General features: G+C 63.2%; 16 protein-coding genes. 7 read left to right on the top strand and 9 right to left on the bottom strand.

The annotated features are described in order from the left end of the window. Positions 1–318 precede the first annotated feature (318 nt). From CXY72_RS02470 to CXY72_RS02460, 3 genes are all read right to left on the bottom strand, one after another. Positions 319–1,668, bottom strand: a complete 1,350-nt coding sequence (locus CXY72_RS02470) for a PhoH family protein (RefSeq protein ID WP_370446195.1) — start codon at positions 1,666–1,668, stop codon at positions 319–321. A 216-nt stretch (positions 1,669–1,884) separates the two neighbouring features. Further along, entirely contained in the window at positions 1,885–3,006 is a 1,122-nt protein-coding gene (locus CXY72_RS02465) for an aminotransferase class V-fold PLP-dependent enzyme (RefSeq protein ID WP_104126131.1), read from the bottom strand. Between the two features lie 89 nt (positions 3,007–3,095). Then, positions 3,096–3,881, bottom strand: a complete 786-nt coding sequence (locus tag CXY72_RS02460; protein WP_104126130.1) for an isoprenyl transferase — start codon at positions 3,879–3,881, stop codon at positions 3,096–3,098. Between the two features lie 69 nt (positions 3,882–3,950). Here CXY72_RS02460 and CXY72_RS02455 point away from each other — a divergent pair, with 69 nt between their 5' ends. Continuing rightward, positions 3,951–4,652: a hemolysin III family protein gene (locus CXY72_RS02455; protein ID WP_104126129.1), complete on the top strand. Its 702-nt coding sequence runs from the start codon at positions 3,951–3,953 to the stop codon at positions 4,650–4,652. Between the two features lie 7 nt (positions 4,653–4,659). Here the strand turns inward: CXY72_RS02455 and CXY72_RS02450 are convergent, their stop codons facing one another. Both CXY72_RS02450 and mca read right to left on the bottom strand, forming a co-directional pair. Then, on the bottom strand, positions 4,660–4,926 hold the full coding sequence (locus CXY72_RS02450; RefSeq protein ID WP_104126128.1) for a hypothetical protein: 267 nt from the start codon (positions 4,924–4,926) through the stop codon (positions 4,660–4,662). Further along, positions 4,923–5,771, bottom strand: coding sequence for a mycothiol conjugate amidase Mca (mca, locus tag CXY72_RS02445; RefSeq protein ID WP_104126136.1), 849 nt, complete (start codon positions 5,769–5,771; stop codon positions 4,923–4,925). Before mca ends, CXY72_RS02450 begins: the two co-directional genes overlap by 4 nt. 203 nt (positions 5,772–5,974) lie before the next feature. Here mca and CXY72_RS02440 point away from each other — a divergent pair, with 203 nt between their 5' ends. Both CXY72_RS02440 and greA read left to right on the top strand, forming a co-directional pair. Beyond that, the gene (locus CXY72_RS02440) at positions 5,975–6,361 is read left to right on the top strand and encodes a DUF4307 domain-containing protein (protein WP_158252445.1); all 387 of its coding nucleotides are present in this window, start codon (positions 5,975–5,977) and stop codon (positions 6,359–6,361) included. Positions 6,362–6,457: 96 nt separating this feature from the next. After that, complete coding sequence (gene greA / locus CXY72_RS02435) at positions 6,458–6,949, top strand: transcription elongation factor GreA (RefSeq protein WP_104126126.1); 492 nt, start codon at positions 6,458–6,460, stop codon at positions 6,947–6,949. Positions 6,950–7,119: 170 nt separating this feature from the next. Here the strand turns inward: greA and ilvA are convergent, their stop codons facing one another. Next, the gene (gene ilvA, locus CXY72_RS02430; RefSeq protein WP_104126125.1) at positions 7,120–8,355 is read right to left on the bottom strand and encodes a threonine ammonia-lyase; all 1,236 of its coding nucleotides are present in this window, start codon (positions 8,353–8,355) and stop codon (positions 7,120–7,122) included. A 3-nt stretch (positions 8,356–8,358) separates the two neighbouring features. Further along, the gene (locus CXY72_RS02425) at positions 8,359–9,768 is read right to left on the bottom strand and encodes an AI-2E family transporter (protein WP_233197617.1); all 1,410 of its coding nucleotides are present in this window, start codon (positions 9,766–9,768) and stop codon (positions 8,359–8,361) included. Between the two features lie 266 nt (positions 9,769–10,034). On the opposite strand from CXY72_RS02425, the gene CXY72_RS02420 reads away from it, so the two are divergent. The 4 genes from CXY72_RS02420 (at position 10,035) to CXY72_RS02405 (ending at position 12,986) form a co-directional block, all read left to right on the top strand. Beyond that, the gene (locus CXY72_RS02420) at positions 10,035–11,240 is read left to right on the top strand and encodes a winged helix-turn-helix domain-containing protein (protein ID WP_104126124.1); all 1,206 of its coding nucleotides are present in this window, start codon (positions 10,035–10,037) and stop codon (positions 11,238–11,240) included. Between the two features lie 152 nt (positions 11,241–11,392). After that, complete coding sequence (locus CXY72_RS02415) at positions 11,393–11,986, top strand: molybdopterin-dependent oxidoreductase (protein ID WP_199183919.1); 594 nt, start codon at positions 11,393–11,395, stop codon at positions 11,984–11,986. Next, a complete protein-coding gene (locus tag CXY72_RS02410; protein WP_233197616.1) occupies positions 11,983–12,729 on the top strand; it encodes a ferredoxin reductase in 747 nt (248 codons plus the stop codon). Before CXY72_RS02415 ends, CXY72_RS02410 begins: the two co-directional genes overlap by 4 nt. Next, complete coding sequence (locus tag CXY72_RS02405) at positions 12,729–12,986, top strand: DUF6510 family protein (RefSeq protein ID WP_104126123.1); 258 nt, start codon at positions 12,729–12,731, stop codon at positions 12,984–12,986. The genes CXY72_RS02410 and CXY72_RS02405 overlap by 1 nt, the downstream gene beginning before the upstream one ends. Positions 12,987–13,035: 49 nt before the next feature. Here the strand turns inward: CXY72_RS02405 and CXY72_RS02400 are convergent, their stop codons facing one another. Further along, positions 13,036–13,920, bottom strand: a complete 885-nt coding sequence (locus CXY72_RS02400; protein WP_104126122.1) for a M48 family metalloprotease — start codon at positions 13,918–13,920, stop codon at positions 13,036–13,038. An 11-nt stretch (positions 13,921–13,931) separates the two neighbouring features. Then, a complete protein-coding gene (locus CXY72_RS02395; RefSeq protein ID WP_092108227.1) occupies positions 13,932–14,498 on the bottom strand; it encodes a LemA family protein in 567 nt (188 codons plus the stop codon). Positions 14,499–14,574: the final 76 nt, after the last annotated feature.

Below are 14,574 nucleotides of genomic sequence, written 5' to 3'. Positions count from 1 at the left end.
TCTACCGCATCGCACGCATGAAATCATTCGCAGACGACCAAACCTTCGCCGACTCCGAACTATCCCTCGAAGACGCAACAAACCTCAACAGATCCGCACATCGTAGTGAGAGCTAGGAGCAGGGCCTGCGGCGCCAGAAATCGGCCGCGCAGGCCCTGCTTCGTATTGTGAGCGCCGGCATTGTGAGCGCCCGTGTTACGAGTGTTCGGCAGGTTCACTGTCGAACATGAGGAAAAGGTTCGAAGGGCGGGGCGAATGATCTGTCACTGCGGCGGCTAGCGAGATCACGCGAGTTGAAAACATCCGCTCCCCACCGACTTACATGACCTCGTTACCCTCCAACATTTCCGTCACCAGCGCTGCGATCGCGCTGCGCTCCGACCGGGTCAGGGTCATATGCGCGAACAGTGGATGCCCCTTCAGCGTTTCGATCACGCTGGCCACGCCGTCGAAGCGCCCGACCCGCAGGTTGTCACGCTGGGCGACGTCGTGGGTGAGCACCACGCGCGAGTTCTGACCGATGCGGCTCAGCACGGTCAGCAGCACGTTGCGCTCAAGCGACTGCGCCTCGTCGACGATCACGAAGGCGTCGTGCAGTGAACGGCCGCGAATGTGGGTCAGCGGAAGCACTTCGAGGATGCCGCGCTCCATCACCTCCTCGACCACGTTCTCCGACACGATCGCGCCGAGTGTGTCGAACACCGCCTGCGCCCACGGCCCCATTTTCTCGCCCTGGTCACCGGGAAGAAAGCCGAGGTCCTGGCCGCCGACCGCATACAGGGGCCGGAACACCATGATCTTGCGATACTGCTGGCGTTCCAGCACGGCCTCTAGGCCCGCGCAGAGAGCGAGTGCCGACTTGCCGGTCCCAGCCCGCCCGCCGAGCGAGAGAATGCCGATCTCCGGGTCGAGCAGCAGGTCAATGGCCAGCCGCTGCTCGGCCGAACGACCGTGCAGTCCAAAGACGTCACGGTCGCCGCGCACCAGCTTGAGCGTGCCCCGGCTGGTCACCCGGCCGAGGGCCGACCCGCGGTCGGAGTGAATGACCAGGCCCGTGTTGATTGGCATGTCCTGCACCGCGCGGGAGTCCAGCATCTCTTTGTCATAGAGCACGCTCATCTGCTCGGCGCTGAGGGTGATCTCGTCCATGCCGGTCCAACCGGAATCAACAGCGAGCTCGTGCCGGTATTCATCGGCAGCGAGACCGAGAGAAGCGGCCTTCACCCGTAGCGGCAGGTCCTTGGAAACGACGGTCACGGTCATTCCGTCATTGGCCAGGTTGAGAGCCACGGCCAGAATGCGCGAATCGTTGTCACGCAATTGCAGGCCAGACGGCAGCACCGACATATTGGAGTGGTTGAGTTCCACCCGCAAACTACCGCCATCGCCGACCGGAATTGGAAAGTCGAGGCGCTCATGCTTGAGCCGCAGTTCATCGAGATTGCGCAACGCCTGCCGCGCAAAATACCCGATCTCCGGGTCATTGCGCTTGGACTCCAGTTCGCTGATCACCACCACGGGCAACACAACGGCATGCTCGGCAAAGCGAAAAATTGCTTTCGGATCTGACAGAAGCACCGAGGTGTCCAACACAAAGGTGCGCTCGACTTGCGAAGCGGATGCCTCCACCCGGTCGGTCGCATTCAGGTCGGTTCGATTAGCGGTCACAGCCACTCCTACCCTGCGTCACACGGACGCGGATCACTTTGGCAAGCTGGCCATCAAGCAATTCTCGAGCCGTACTTATATGGCCGTCTCGATCAGGTGCCGTACCTGATGAAAGCGACGCTACGACCTACCGGCCCAAAAAGAAACCCGACACGCCCACGGAAATCTGTCGTTCACCTTACGTTGAGTCAGACGACCGGTCTGCGCTGCAGAATGCTAGTACGTGGCGGTGAGAGCATAGGCGGTGAGGGCCGCCCTCAACATAGTGACCGTGTCGGGGTCGAGGGCCGCGTGCACGCTCAGCCGCACGGTGGTATCGCGCATGGTGGACGAAATACCGTGGTTGTGCAGGCTCGCCACGAGTGTGGTGAGCAGTTCCGCCGGCGGTTCGAGCACCACGAGGCCCGCGCGCTCCCGGACATCGCGGGGCGAGACGATATCGATGACGAATTCGTCGACGAGTTCGATTATTTGAGAGACGTTGTCATTCATGGCCGCCTGGATGACGTCGACGCCAACATCAGCGGTCTGTTCCAAGGCTGCCGCGAATCGCGCCTGCGCAATAGAGTCACCGTTGGTTACCCGAAAGGCCTTGGCGCTGTGGCTGGGCGGGGTGACCTCGTCCCAGGGCTCCGCAGTGTCGGTTCCGACATAGCCGGAGTAGACCGGAACGAGGCGTTCGAGGGCCCGCTCACTCAGGGCCAGAAAACCGGTGCCCCAACCGGCCCGCGTCCATTTCTGTCCACCGGAAGCAACAACATCCGCTGCCTCAAAGGCTGCGTCAACGACGCCGAAGCCCTGGATCGCGTCAACAATGAGCAGGCGATCGCCGATCACCTGTCGGATACCGTCGAGGTCGGCGCGATAGCCCGTGCGGGAATCGACGAGACACACCGCGACAGCCGCGACGGCGGGGGTGAGCTGGTCGCGGATCTGGCCGGGAGTGACGCGACCCCGCACGGTCTCCAACCACACTGGGGTGACCACGTGCAGGGTCTCAGCAGCGCGGACCGCCGCAAACGGCACGCTGGGAAAGTCGGCAGGCGACAGCAGCACGGAACCAGTCAGACCGAACATGGCCTGCATCAGGCCCGAGCTGGTGTTGGGCTGCAGCACAACCTGGTCGGGAGTGAAACCGGTGAGAGCGGATACCGCGGTGCGGGCACGCAAATCCTGCTCAGCCAGGTGATCGAGGCTGCCGAATCGGGCGCGGGACAGCACCTCATTCTGGCCGAGGGTCTCTGCCACAACGACCTCGGACAGTGGGCCGACCCGACCGAAGTCGAGGTAACCGGGCTCGTTACGAAAGCCATCGGTGAAGTTCTGGAGCGAATTCATGCAGGTCCAATCGGTTGTCAAACAAATATCCCCCCTGCCGCTCTCACCCCCTGGCGTTCTCACCCTGGCGTTCGCACCCCTGGCCCGGGCTACCCCCCGAACCGCCGCTGGCGTCGGGAAAAATCGCGGAGGGCACGCAGAAAATCGATCTGACGCAGGTCGGGTCCCAGGGCTTCGACGAAGTAAAACTCACTATGCGCGCTCTGCCACAGCATAAAGTCGCTCAGCCGCTGCTCGCCCGAGGTGCGGATGACGAGGTCGGGGTCGGGCTGACCACCGGTATAGAGGTGCTGGCCGATCAGCTCCGGCGTGAGGGTCTCCGCGAGGTCCTCCAACGTTCCGCCGTGCGCGTGGTGGGTGGAAACAATGCTGCGCATCGCGTCGGTGATCTCCGTGCGCCCGCCGTAGCCGACCGCGAGATTCACGTGCAGTCCCTTGTGCTCGCTGGTGCGGGCATCCGCTGCATCGAGGGCTGCGACGAGCGAAAGGGGCAGGCCAGCCTTGGACCCCATCTGCTGCACCCGCCAATCGCGATAGTGCGAGAGCTCCTCGGCCAGATCGGCGATGATCTCGATCAGATCGGCCAGTTCATCAGCCGGCCGCTGGGTGAGGTTGTCGGAGGAGAGCAGGTACAGGGTGACGACCGAAATTTTGAGGTCGTCGCACCATTCCAAAAATTCGCGCATTTTTGCGGCACCGGCTCGATGCCCGTGTGCAGCCGTCTGAAAGCCCAGCTGCCTGGCCCAGCGCCTGTTGCCGTCGATGATCATGGCGACGTGACGGGGCAGGTGCTCCGGCGTGAGTCCGCGCCTCAGCCGACGCTGATACAGCCTGTAGAGGAGGCCGCGCGCTGAGGGGACTTGGGGTTTCTGCACACAGTTACGCTAGTCCACTCCGGCGAGCGTTCGCGGCACGTCGGCCGTGCTCTGTCGTATCCTTGCAGCATGGCCACCGAGCACGATATCCCCAATCTGCCACTGATCGAGGCCGCTGACACCCATCCGGAGGACGTCAAACCGACCTGGCGCGGTTGGATCCACGCCGGTACTTTTCCCGTGACGATTGTGGCCGGCATCGTGCTGCTCGTGCTCGCCGAGGGGTCAGCGGCCAAGATCAGCTCTGCCGTGTTCGTGCTCAGTTCGATGCTGCTGTTCGGCAATTCGGCGCTTTACCACCGTTTCAACTGGCAGCCGCGCACCCGCATCATGCTCAAGCGCATCGACCACGCCAACATATTTCTGTTGATCGCCGGTTCGTACACGCCGATCACCGTGCTGGCGCTGCCGCCAGCGAAGGCGACGCTGCTGCTCTGGCTGGTCTGGGGCGGCGCCGGACTCGGCATTATCTTTCGGGTGTTCTGGATCCACGCTCCGCGCTGGCTGTACGTGCCGCTCTACCTGGTGCTCGGCTACGGCGCACTGTTGTTCATCGTGGACTTCTTTCACGCCAACGCCCCCATGATGACGTTGATTCTGATCGGCGGACTCTGCTACACGGTCGGCGCGGTCATCTACGGGCTGAAAAAGCCCAACCCGATTCCGGGCGTGTTCGGCTTCCACGAGATCTTCCACACCCTCACGGTGGTGGCATTCCTCTGTCATTTCGCAGCGATCCTACTGATCGCCAGGCATCCGCTCTACCCGTAGAGCGTTGCTACTCGGGCTTGTCGTTCGAAGCGCCCTCGTCGCCGTCGCGCTCCGCCTGTTCCGCTTGGAGCCGCTCTTTGATCTCAGCACGGTACGTGGTGCGACGGATGCGACGCACCACGTCCAAACACAACAGCACCGTCGCTGCCGCGATGAGGAAGAAAACCACGAACCCGATGACACCCGGTGTGACGGTGTTCGGATCGAAGTTGGGGTCGGGGGTCGGTGTGACGGCGAGCACGACGTTGATCGAGGCGTTGAGTGACACGATCATGCGTCGTCCAAGATTCCGGCGAAGAGATCAGATTCGGGCATTTCGGTGTCTACTTTCGATTCGACAAGTTGGAAGTCTTCGTACGGCCAGGCCTCGCGTACCAAATCGTTGGGCCAGAAGAAGAAGCTGCTGTCGGGCGAAACCTGGCTCGCGTGCGAGCGTAGGGCCGCATCGCGTACGTCGAGAAAATCCCCGGCCGGAACATGGGTGGTGGCGAGCTTGGGGTAATCCTCCATGCGCTCCCGCGCCGCCTCGAGCGGTTCCAGAAGCGGAGAATCCGGCTCGGCCACGCTGAGCGCGAGGTACATCGCGTCGATGCGTTCGAGGTTGAAGATACGGTCGTAGTAGAGCTTGCCGATCTGCCAGGGCGCTCCCGAATCCGGGTACCGCTCAGGGTCGGCGGCCGCGCGAAATGCTTCCAGGGAGACCTCGTGACAGCGGATGTGGTCGGGGTGCGGGTAGCCGCCGTTTTCATCGTAGGTGATGAGCACCTGGGGGCGAAACTCACGCACAAGAGTGACCAGGGGTTCGGCCGCATGCTCCAGCGGAATATCGGCAAAGGAGTTCGGCGGCACAGACTCGTCCTCGTTCATGCCGGAGTCTTCGAAGCCAAGCCAGCGGTGCTGCACGCCGAGTGTCTGCTGTGCGCCCTGCATCTCCAGGCGGCGTAAGCCTGATATGTCTCGTTCGGCCATCGCATGGCCGGCAAAAGCGGGATTGAGAATGCTTCCACGCTCGCCTCCAGTGCAACTCACGATGAGCACCTCAGCGCCGAGGCTGCGGTAGTAGGCGTATGTAGCCGCGCCCTTGCTCGATTCGTCGTCGGGATGGGCATGTACAGCCATCAGTCGCAGCGTCACCATACTCCTCAGGAATGCCGGATAACCTTAGGCCAGATAACCTAAAGACCAAGCCTAATCGCTCCATGGAAAGTGTGAAATCACCAGTGCCCTTTAACAGCACGTCCACCGGAGTCCAATCGAGCCGTGAGCCCCACCGCCTCGACGAATCAGCTGTCTCGAGCGTGCCAGCGCCCATTGAGAGTGCCGTGATTCAATCACGCTACGGTCGCACGCCCAGCCGCAAGAAACGGGACCGCCGAATCCTTTGGGGCCTGGGCGGTATTTTTGTGCTGGTGCTGGGGGCGTGGGTGGTGTGGACCGGTCTGGACGGGGCATCCACTCAAATCGAAGCGCGCGATATCGGCCACACCATTATCGACGCGCACAGTGTCAGCGTGACCTTCGAGGTGGCGCTGCCGGTGAACCGGACAGCGAGTTGCGCCGTACAGGCGCTCAACGAGAGCTACTCTGTGGTCGGCTGGAAGATCATCGATCTGCCGGCATCGACGCTGTACAACCGGTCGTTTACCGAGATTCTGCGCACCACCGACCTGAGCAACACGGGTTTGATTTACCAGTGCTGGCTGACCTAAACTGACGTATTCGCCCCGGCAATCGTTGGGGTATCGGCTATGTTCGCGCAGCCTCACCGGCCTTTCTTCGCTCGAGCGTAATAAAGGAGATCACTCGTGAGTACCGAGACAACGGTCACTTGGCTAACTCAGGAGGCCCACGACCGCCTCGCAGCGGAACTGGCGACACTGAGCAATTTCGGCCGAGGCGACATCGCGAAGAAGATCGAGTCCGCCCGCGAAGAAGGCGACCTCAAGGAGAACGCCGGCTACCACGCGGCGAAAGAAGAGCAGGGCAAGATGGAGGCGCGCATCCGCACTCTCACCGTGCTGCTGCGCACCGCTGAAGTCGGTCATGCTCCCGAGAGTAACGGCGTCGTCGTTCCCGGCACGGTCATTACCGCAACAATCGCCGGTGATGAGAGTCGTTTTCTCATCGGCAGCCGCGAAATCGGCGCTAACAGCGACCTTGATGTGTTCAGTGAGCAAAGCCCGCTCGGCGCAGCCATCATCGGACTCAAGGTTGGCGCGAAGACGAGCTACACCACGCCGAACGGCAAGGAAATCACCGTGCACGTCACCAACGTGGAGACGTTCACCGGAGCCTGACCCGTCACCATCACCGTCACCGTCACCCGTGCGATGGGCCCCGCACCATAACTCCTGCAATTTACCGCCGCGGCCAAAAAGTTGCCCGGAATTTTGGGCATCCGCTGGGACACCACCACTAATTGCAGGAGTTATGCCCCGATTGGTCAGGGGCGCCCGAATGCGGGCGGTTAGTCGATCTGCGGATCGTAGCCGGCGGCCCGCAGCGTGTCGACGACATGCTGGCGATGCTCGGGCCCGCGCGTCTCAACACTGACGTCGAGTTCGACCTCGCTGATGCGCAGGCCAGCCCCGTGCCTCGTGTGCAGCACCTCGATGACGTTGGCGGTAGCCTCGGCGAGCAGCTCGGAAATGCGGGCCAACTGGCCCGGGCGGTCCGGCAGCATGATGCGCAGCGTGAGGTACCGTCCCGACGCCGCGAGACCGTGGCTGATCACGCGCTGCATGAGCAGCGGGTCGATGTTGCCACCCGAGAGGATCGCCACTGTCGGCCCGGTCGGGGTGACTTTTCCGGCGAGAATCGCGGCAACCGCCACTGCTCCAGCGGGTTCGACGACGAGTTTGGCGCGTTCGAGCAGCACGAGCAGCGCCCGCGCAGTGTCGTCTTCGCTGACGGTGACGATCTCATCGACGGCGTCACGCACGATCTCGAAGTTGAGCAATCCTGGCATGGCAACGGCGATGCCGTCAGCGATGGTCGGCAGGATGCTGATCATCGTGGCCTCCCCTGCCTCGAGGGAGGGCGGGTAGGCAGCCGCGTTTTCCGCCTGCACTCCGATCACCCGGATGACACGCCCCTCGCGTGCAGCACGCTGCTGGAGCGCACTGGCCACGCCGGAGATGAGCCCACCGCCCCCGATGGGAACGATGACCGTTTCAAGATCAGGAACCTGGTCAAGGATCTCCAGGCCCAGGGTGCCCTGCCCGGTGACGACATCCACGTGATCGAACGGCGGAATGAGGATCGCGCCGGTCTCGCGGGCGTATCTGGCTGCGGCGAGCAGCGGTTCGGTGACGGTCGTACCGCGCAAAATCACCTCGGCCCCGTAGTCACGCGTGGCGGACAGCTTAGGCAGCGCGACCCCGACCGGCATGAAGATGGTGGCCTTGATGCCGAGCTCCCGGGCGGCGAAAGCCACGCCCTGGGCGTGGTTGCCGGCCGAGGCCGCGACGACGCCACGGGCTTTCTCCTCGTCGGTGAGCTTGGACAGTCGGTTGTAGGCGCCCCGAATTTTGTACGAGCCGGTGCGTTGCAGGTTCTCACACTTGAGGTATACCGGCGCTCCCAGCACGTCGGCGAGGTACCGCGAGCTCTCCATCGGGGTCACATCGGCGACCTTCGCGACAACTGCGCGCGCGGCCTCGAATTCAGCAAGGGTGGGTGCAACAAGGGTGGTCTCTGGCATGTCTTAGTTCTCCGAACTGTCGTGCTGGGCGCCAGGTGCGCTAAAAGCTGAGGGCGTGCTGCGGGGGGATCCGCCACCGGTCGTAGGGATGCTCCGTGGACGCCCCCGTGCCGTGCGGGCGAGCGCAGTGCCGGAGCGATAGCCCGGTCGGCTTTGCGGTACCGTCTGCCACAGCACCGAACCTCTCGTCGGCACCGCCGCCGGCGGATTCTGGCGCCACGCACCCCCAGCGATGTAGCTGGTCATCGCGTTCAACACGGCGGCAATGGGCACGGCGAACAGAGCGCCGGGGATTCCGGCGAGCAGGGCACCGGATGCGACGACCAGCACAACGGCCAGCGGATGCACCTTGACGGCTGTTCCCATGATGAGCGGCTGCAGAACGTGTCCTTCGACCTGCTGCACGAGCAGTACGACGCCGAGCATGGCGAGGGCGACGGCCCAGTTATTGAAGATGAGAGCGATGATGACGGCGACGGAACCGGTGGCTACGGCGCCGACAATGGGGATGAACGAGCCGAGGAACACCAAGATTCCAATCGGTATGGCCATCGGCACGCCAAGCAGAGCGGCACCGACGCCAATGCCGACCGCGTCGATGGAGGCGACCAGAATCTGCACTCGGGCGAAGTTGCCGAGCGTGGTCCACCCGGCGATACCGGCGCCATCGACGGCAGCGCGGGCCCGCAGGGGAAAGAATCGCACAATCCAGCCCCAGATCGCTTTGCCATCGATGAGGATGAACAGCAAACTGAACAGCGCGAGCAACAGCCCGGTGAGCAAGTGCCCCAGGGTGGTTCCCACCGAGAGGGCACCGCTGATGAACACGGCGCTGTCATTCTGGATCGCGGTCCAGGCCTGCCGCAGATAGTTGGTGATCTCGGTATCCGACAATTGCAGAGGAGACGCCGCGAGCACCGATTTGAGACTGTCAAAACTCGCGGTGAGGCGATCGCTCAACCCGACAGTACCCTCGGCTATCTGCGTGGATGCCAGCGTGACCAGTCCGGCGACAAGCACCAGCGTACCCAGCATCGCAACGGCGACGGCCACACCCTTCCGCCAGTGGTGCCGCACCAGAAAAGCCACGAAGGGAATCAGCAGGGCCGATACGAGCACGGCGACGAGCAGGGGAATGACTATGAGGCGCAGCTGAATGATGAGAAAAATCAAAATGGCGATGGCCGCGGCGACCACAATCAACCGCCAGGACCAGGCTCCAGCCAAGCGGATGCCGGCCGGCAGGTTCTCATCGACGCCGTTAAGGGCAGGCGTCGCGGCCACCCGCTCGACCGGCGCAGCGCCGAGATCGGATCCGGACTGATCGGTGCTCTCGCGCGCTCGAACGGCTACACGCCGGCGGCGCAGCCGCAGTTGTGCGTGTGCGCCTGGATTGCCCGTGGATTCACTCACTCGCTCATTCTAAGACCGCTTGGTGTACCGCACAGGTTACGCGCCGCTTCGGCTTCCGCACCAACTGACCGTCAACATTTACTACTCGGTACGGCCCCGGCGCTTGCGCGTGTGCGCTTCGATGACGGGGAGGGTGACTCCGCCGGTTTCCGGCCCAAGCTTCCAGGCGAATAACACGCAACGGAGTCCAGGAGCAGCGAACGCCGCAACGGTCAACCGACACTGGATACGTCCTACTCAGACCCCCGGCCGCTAGAATCGAACCAATGCCAGAGACCATCTCCCCCGCTCTGGCGCGCCGCATCGCATTGGCCGCGCAGGGGTTCGGCTCACGAACCGCCACGGCAATCGGCATCCGTCAGCTCACCGGCCTCGTCAACCGGATCGAACTGTTACAGATCGACTCGGTCAATGTCTTCGAACGCAGCCACTATATGCCGGCATTCAGCCGGCTCGGCGCTTACGACAAGGCACAGCTCGACCGTTTGACCACCGGGCGCGAGGCCCGCTTCACAGAGTACTGGGCGCACGAGGCATCGTTTCTGCCGGTCGAGATGTGGCCGCTGTTCCACTGGCGAATGCAGCACTTTCGCGACCGCTCAGCACAAAACACCAACGATTGGTCGAACGCCAACCGTCCGATGCTTGATTGGCTCCTGGCCGAGCTTGCCGCCAATGGGCCGATACCCGCGAGTGCGATCGAGCACGATGCCAACAAACGCCGTGGGCCGTGGTGGGGCTGGTCCGACGTGAAGACCGGGCTGGAGACGCTGTTCCGCTGGGGTGACGTGGTCAGCGCCGGACGCATCCGCTTCGAACGGGTCTACGCCCTGCCCGGGCAGGTCTTCTCCCCCGAGCTGCTCGGTCAGGGCATTTCGAGTACGGATGCCCATCGCGAGTTGGTCAGCCGATCAGCCCGGGCCCACGGGATCGGCACGATGAAGGATTTCGCCGATTACTTTCGACTGAAGTCAGCACCGACCCTGGTCGCGATCCGTGATCTTGAAGAGGCCGGCGAATTGATCCCGGTGCAGGTGCTCGGCTGGGGTTCGGGGCGCACTCCGGGAGCGGCCTGGCTACACCGCGATGCCCGACTGCCGCGCAGCATGGACGCGCAGGCGGTCTTGTCACCGTTCGACCCGGTGGTTTGGGAGCGCGCCCGTGCCCTGCGCCTGTTCGATTTTCATTACCGCATCGAGATCTACACTCCGAAGCCAAAGCGTGTGTTCGGCTATTACTCGCTGCCGATTCTGCTCGGCGACACGGTGGTCGGCCGGGTAGACCTCAAAAACGACCGGCAGGCCGGCGTGCTTCGTGTGCAATCGGCCTGGGCCGAACCGGCGTCGCCAGCGGATGCCGCCGCGAGGCTCGCACTCGTGCTGCGGGAGGCCGCCACATGGCAGGGGCTTGACGAGATCATCGTGGCGCCGCGCGGCAACCTCGCGGCGGGACTCGCCGCGGAGCTGGGCTAGGTTCGCTTCCGTCCACGTGGTGACTGGCCGGATTTGTTTGTCTGCCCCGGCTCCGTGCCGTCGATCAGCCCAGACCAGCCCGGATCAGCCAGCGAGGTTGGCGACCGCTGGGCCCTCTCTGTTATTCTGGTCAGCAATCGAAGGAGCATCCTGTGGCAGTCATTTCTCGTGGCTTCATCGGTCGCGGTGGCGAAGCGAACCCAGACCTTCCGGCCGGGCAGTACCTCACCGCAGACTTCCCGGTGCTGTCCGCCGGGCCTACCCCCCACATCGACACCGTCGACTGGCAGTTCAGTATCCGCACGGACTCGGAGACCCTGCACACGTGGAGTTGGGACGAGTTGCACGCGCTGCCCATCGAGGATATCCACACCGATATTCACTGTGTCACTCGCTGGTCGAAGCTCGGGACGAGCTGGCGGGGCGTCTCTCTCGACACCCTGTTCGCGAACGTCACAACGAGCGACAAATTCGTGATGGCACAGTCCTACGGTGGGTACACCACAAATGTTCCGCTCGCCGACCTACTGGGTGGCCAGGCCTGGATTGCCCTTGAGTTCGACGGTGACCAGCTCGATCCGGAGCATGGTGGTCCGGCGAGGCTGCTCATCCCCCACCTGTATTTCTGGAAAAGCGCCAAATGGATTCACGGCCTGGAAATGCAGAGCCAGGATGAACCCGGATTCTGGGAACAGAACGGCTACAACATGTACGGCGATCCCTGGCTCGAACAGCGCTATTGGTGACGGGTACGAGTGAGGCCAGGGACGGCCGCATCGGCAACTGGAAGGTGGGCGTCGTGACCTCGATCCGTCGGGAGAGCGCTTCCGGCCGCAGCATCACGATCGACGTTCCGGGGTGGGGCGGCAACATCGCCGGTCAGCACACTGATGTGCGGCTGACCGCTTCCAATGGCTACACCGCGGTGCGCTCCTATTCCGTGGCGTCGGCCGGTGTCGGTGACCGCATCGAGCTCGCGGTCGACCGCCTGCCCAGCGGTGAGGTATCGCCGTACCTAGTCGACACGCTCCGCGAGGGCGACGAACTCGAGCTGCGCGGCCCCCTGGGCGGCTGGTTCGTCTGGACACCGCAGCAGGCCGAGAACGTGCAGCTCATCGGCGGCGGATCGGGGATCGTTCCCCTGATGGCAATGATCCGCTCGCACGAGGCATCCGGCAGTACGACGCCGTTCCGGCTGCTCTACTCGGTGCGCACGCCGCTAGACGCATTCTTTCGCGCTGAGCTCGAGTCCCCGTCGGCCAACCTCGAGGTCACCTGGATCTTCACTCGCCACGCGCCGAGCGGATATTCCCGGCCCGCCGGGCGTATCACCGCCGCCGACCTGGAGGCGCACGGTTTTCCGGCCGCCCTGGCACCAACGGTGTTCGTGTGCGGGCCAACCGGATTCGTCGAGACTGTCGCGACCGCGCTCGTCGCCCTCGGGCACGAACCGGACCGCGTCAAGACCGAACGGTTCGGAGGCGCATAATGGGCGAGCACATCGACGGGAACGCCCTCGCAGGCCCCCTGTCGGACCTGTTCACGTTCGACCCGACCACCGCATCCGCTCGCTGTTCCGGATGCGGTGACGTATCGGTTCTTGCGCGTGCGATGGTTTACGCCGAACCGGACACTCTCGTCGTTCGCTGTGTGAACTGTGACGACGTGCTCATGGCTATTGTGCAGGCGCCCGATCGGTTCTGCATCGAACTGCGGGGCATGACCTGGCTGAAAATCCCCCGCTAACGTTCCGCGCGAGACCACACGTGGTCACGGGGTGCAACTGCGCACCGACTTAGAACTTGCTGCCCATGGCCGTGAGGCGCTCAATGCGATCGGCGATCGGCGGGTGCGTCGCGAACAGCTTGCCCATGGCACCCTTCTTCAGCGGGTCGGAGATCCAGAGGTGCGCCATCGAGCTGTTCTGCTTCTGCATCGGGCGACCGTACTCGCCGAGTTTGGCCAGCGCCGACGCGAGCGCGTCGGGGTGGCGCGTCGTCAACGCGCTCGTCGCATCTGCCAGGTATTCGCGCTGGCGGGAGATGGCGAGCTGCACCACAGTTGCGATGAGCGGAGCTACGATCATGGCGACGAGGCCGAACACCATGACGACGGGGTTGCCGTTGCTGTTGTTATTGCGGCCGAAGAACGCCATGCGCAGGAACATATCGGAGATGAACCCAATCGCCACGACGAGGCCGAACACGACCATCGAAACCCGAATGTCGTAGTTGCGCACATGGCCGATCTCGTGGGCCATGACGCCCTCAAGCTCGGAATCGTCCATGATGTCGAGCAGTCCGGTGGTGGCGGCGACGATCGCGTGTTTTGGGTCGCGGCCGGTGGCGAACGCGTTCGGTGCCGGGTCGTTGATGATATAGACCTCGGGCATCGGGGTGCCGGTCGTGATCGACAGGTTCTCGACGATACGCCACAGCCTGGGATGATCGGACTGGCTGTTGACCCTGATGCCGCCGCTCATGGAGATGGCCTGGCGACCCGCCGCGTAGTACTGAATGATGACGTACAGGGCGGTGATGACGACCGTGGCGATGAGAATGCCGTAGCCGCCACGGCCGTAGACAGCATTGGCCAGCCAGCCGAGCCCCGCGATGAGTGCGAAGAAGAAGATCATAATAAAAACAGTGTTGCGTTTGTTTTTAGCTATCGCGCTGTACATCTAGTGCTCCGTTAGAACTGCACGCGGGGCGGCTCCGCAATCGCTGCGGAATCGGCCACCTCAAAGAATTCGCGTTCGGTGAACCCGAGGTTGACGGCGAACAGGTGGTTGGGGAAGACCTTGATCTTGGTGTTCATCTCACGCACGCCACCGTTGTAGAACCGACGCGCAGCCTGGATCTTGTCCTCGGTGTCGACGATCGCACCCTGCAGTTGCAGGTAGTTCTGGCTGGCCTGCAGCTGCGGGTAGGCCTCAGCGACGGCGAAGATGCTCTTCAGCGCGGTCTGCATGTGGTTCTCAGCAGCGGATGCGTCGGCCGGGCCCTGGGCAGAGAGCGTTTCGGCCCGCGCCTTGGTCACGTTCTCAAACACGCTCTTCTCGTGCGCCGCGTAGCCCTTGACCGTTTCGATCAGGTTGGGCAGCAGGTCGGCACGACGCTTGAGCATCACCGTGATGTCGCTCCAGGCTTCGTCAACGCGCACGTTGAGCGTTACGAGGGAGTTGTAGGTCGACCAGAGGTAGATGCCCACAATGGCGACGAGTGCGACAACGATTAAAACCGGGATGAGCCATTCCATGGCAGCGTCTCCTTGCAAATTGGCACGATGTGTACGTTGGCACGGAGACATGAACTGGCCAAACGACCCCCGTGCG

The organism is Cryobacterium sp. Y57, assembly GCF_002929505.1.
Lineage (GTDB): Bacteria > Actinomycetota > Actinomycetes > Actinomycetales > Microbacteriaceae > Cryobacterium.
This window is presented reverse-complemented; position numbering and strand designations above follow the sequence as displayed.

Excerpts from the sequence above, each read along its gene's own strand:
- CXY72_RS02465 (WP_104126131.1), bottom strand. The coding sequence starts at position 3,006 with ATGAATTCGCTCCAGAACTTCACCGATGGCTTTCGTAACGAGCCCGGT.
- CXY72_RS02455 (WP_104126129.1), top strand. The coding sequence starts at position 3,951 with ATGGCCACCGAGCACGATATCCCCAATCTGCCACTGATCGAGGCCGCT.
- CXY72_RS02450 (WP_104126128.1), bottom strand. The coding sequence starts at position 4,926 with ATGATCGTGTCACTCAACGCCTCGATCAACGTCGTGCTCGCCGTCACA.
- mca (WP_104126136.1), bottom strand. The coding sequence starts at position 5,771 with ATGGCTGTACATGCCCATCCCGACGACGAATCGAGCAAGGGCGCGGCT.
- ilvA (WP_104126125.1), bottom strand. The coding sequence starts at position 8,355 with ATGCCAGAGACCACCCTTGTTGCACCCACCCTTGCTGAATTCGAGGCC.
- CXY72_RS02420 (WP_104126124.1), top strand. The coding sequence starts at position 10,035 with ATGCCAGAGACCATCTCCCCCGCTCTGGCGCGCCGCATCGCATTGGCC.
- CXY72_RS02405 (WP_104126123.1), top strand. The coding sequence starts at position 12,729 with ATGGGCGAGCACATCGACGGGAACGCCCTCGCAGGCCCCCTGTCGGAC.
- CXY72_RS02400 (WP_104126122.1), bottom strand. The coding sequence starts at position 13,920 with ATGTACAGCGCGATAGCTAAAAACAAACGCAACACTGTTTTTATTATG.
- CXY72_RS02395 (WP_092108227.1), bottom strand. The coding sequence starts at position 14,498 with ATGGAATGGCTCATCCCGGTTTTAATCGTTGTCGCACTCGTCGCCATT.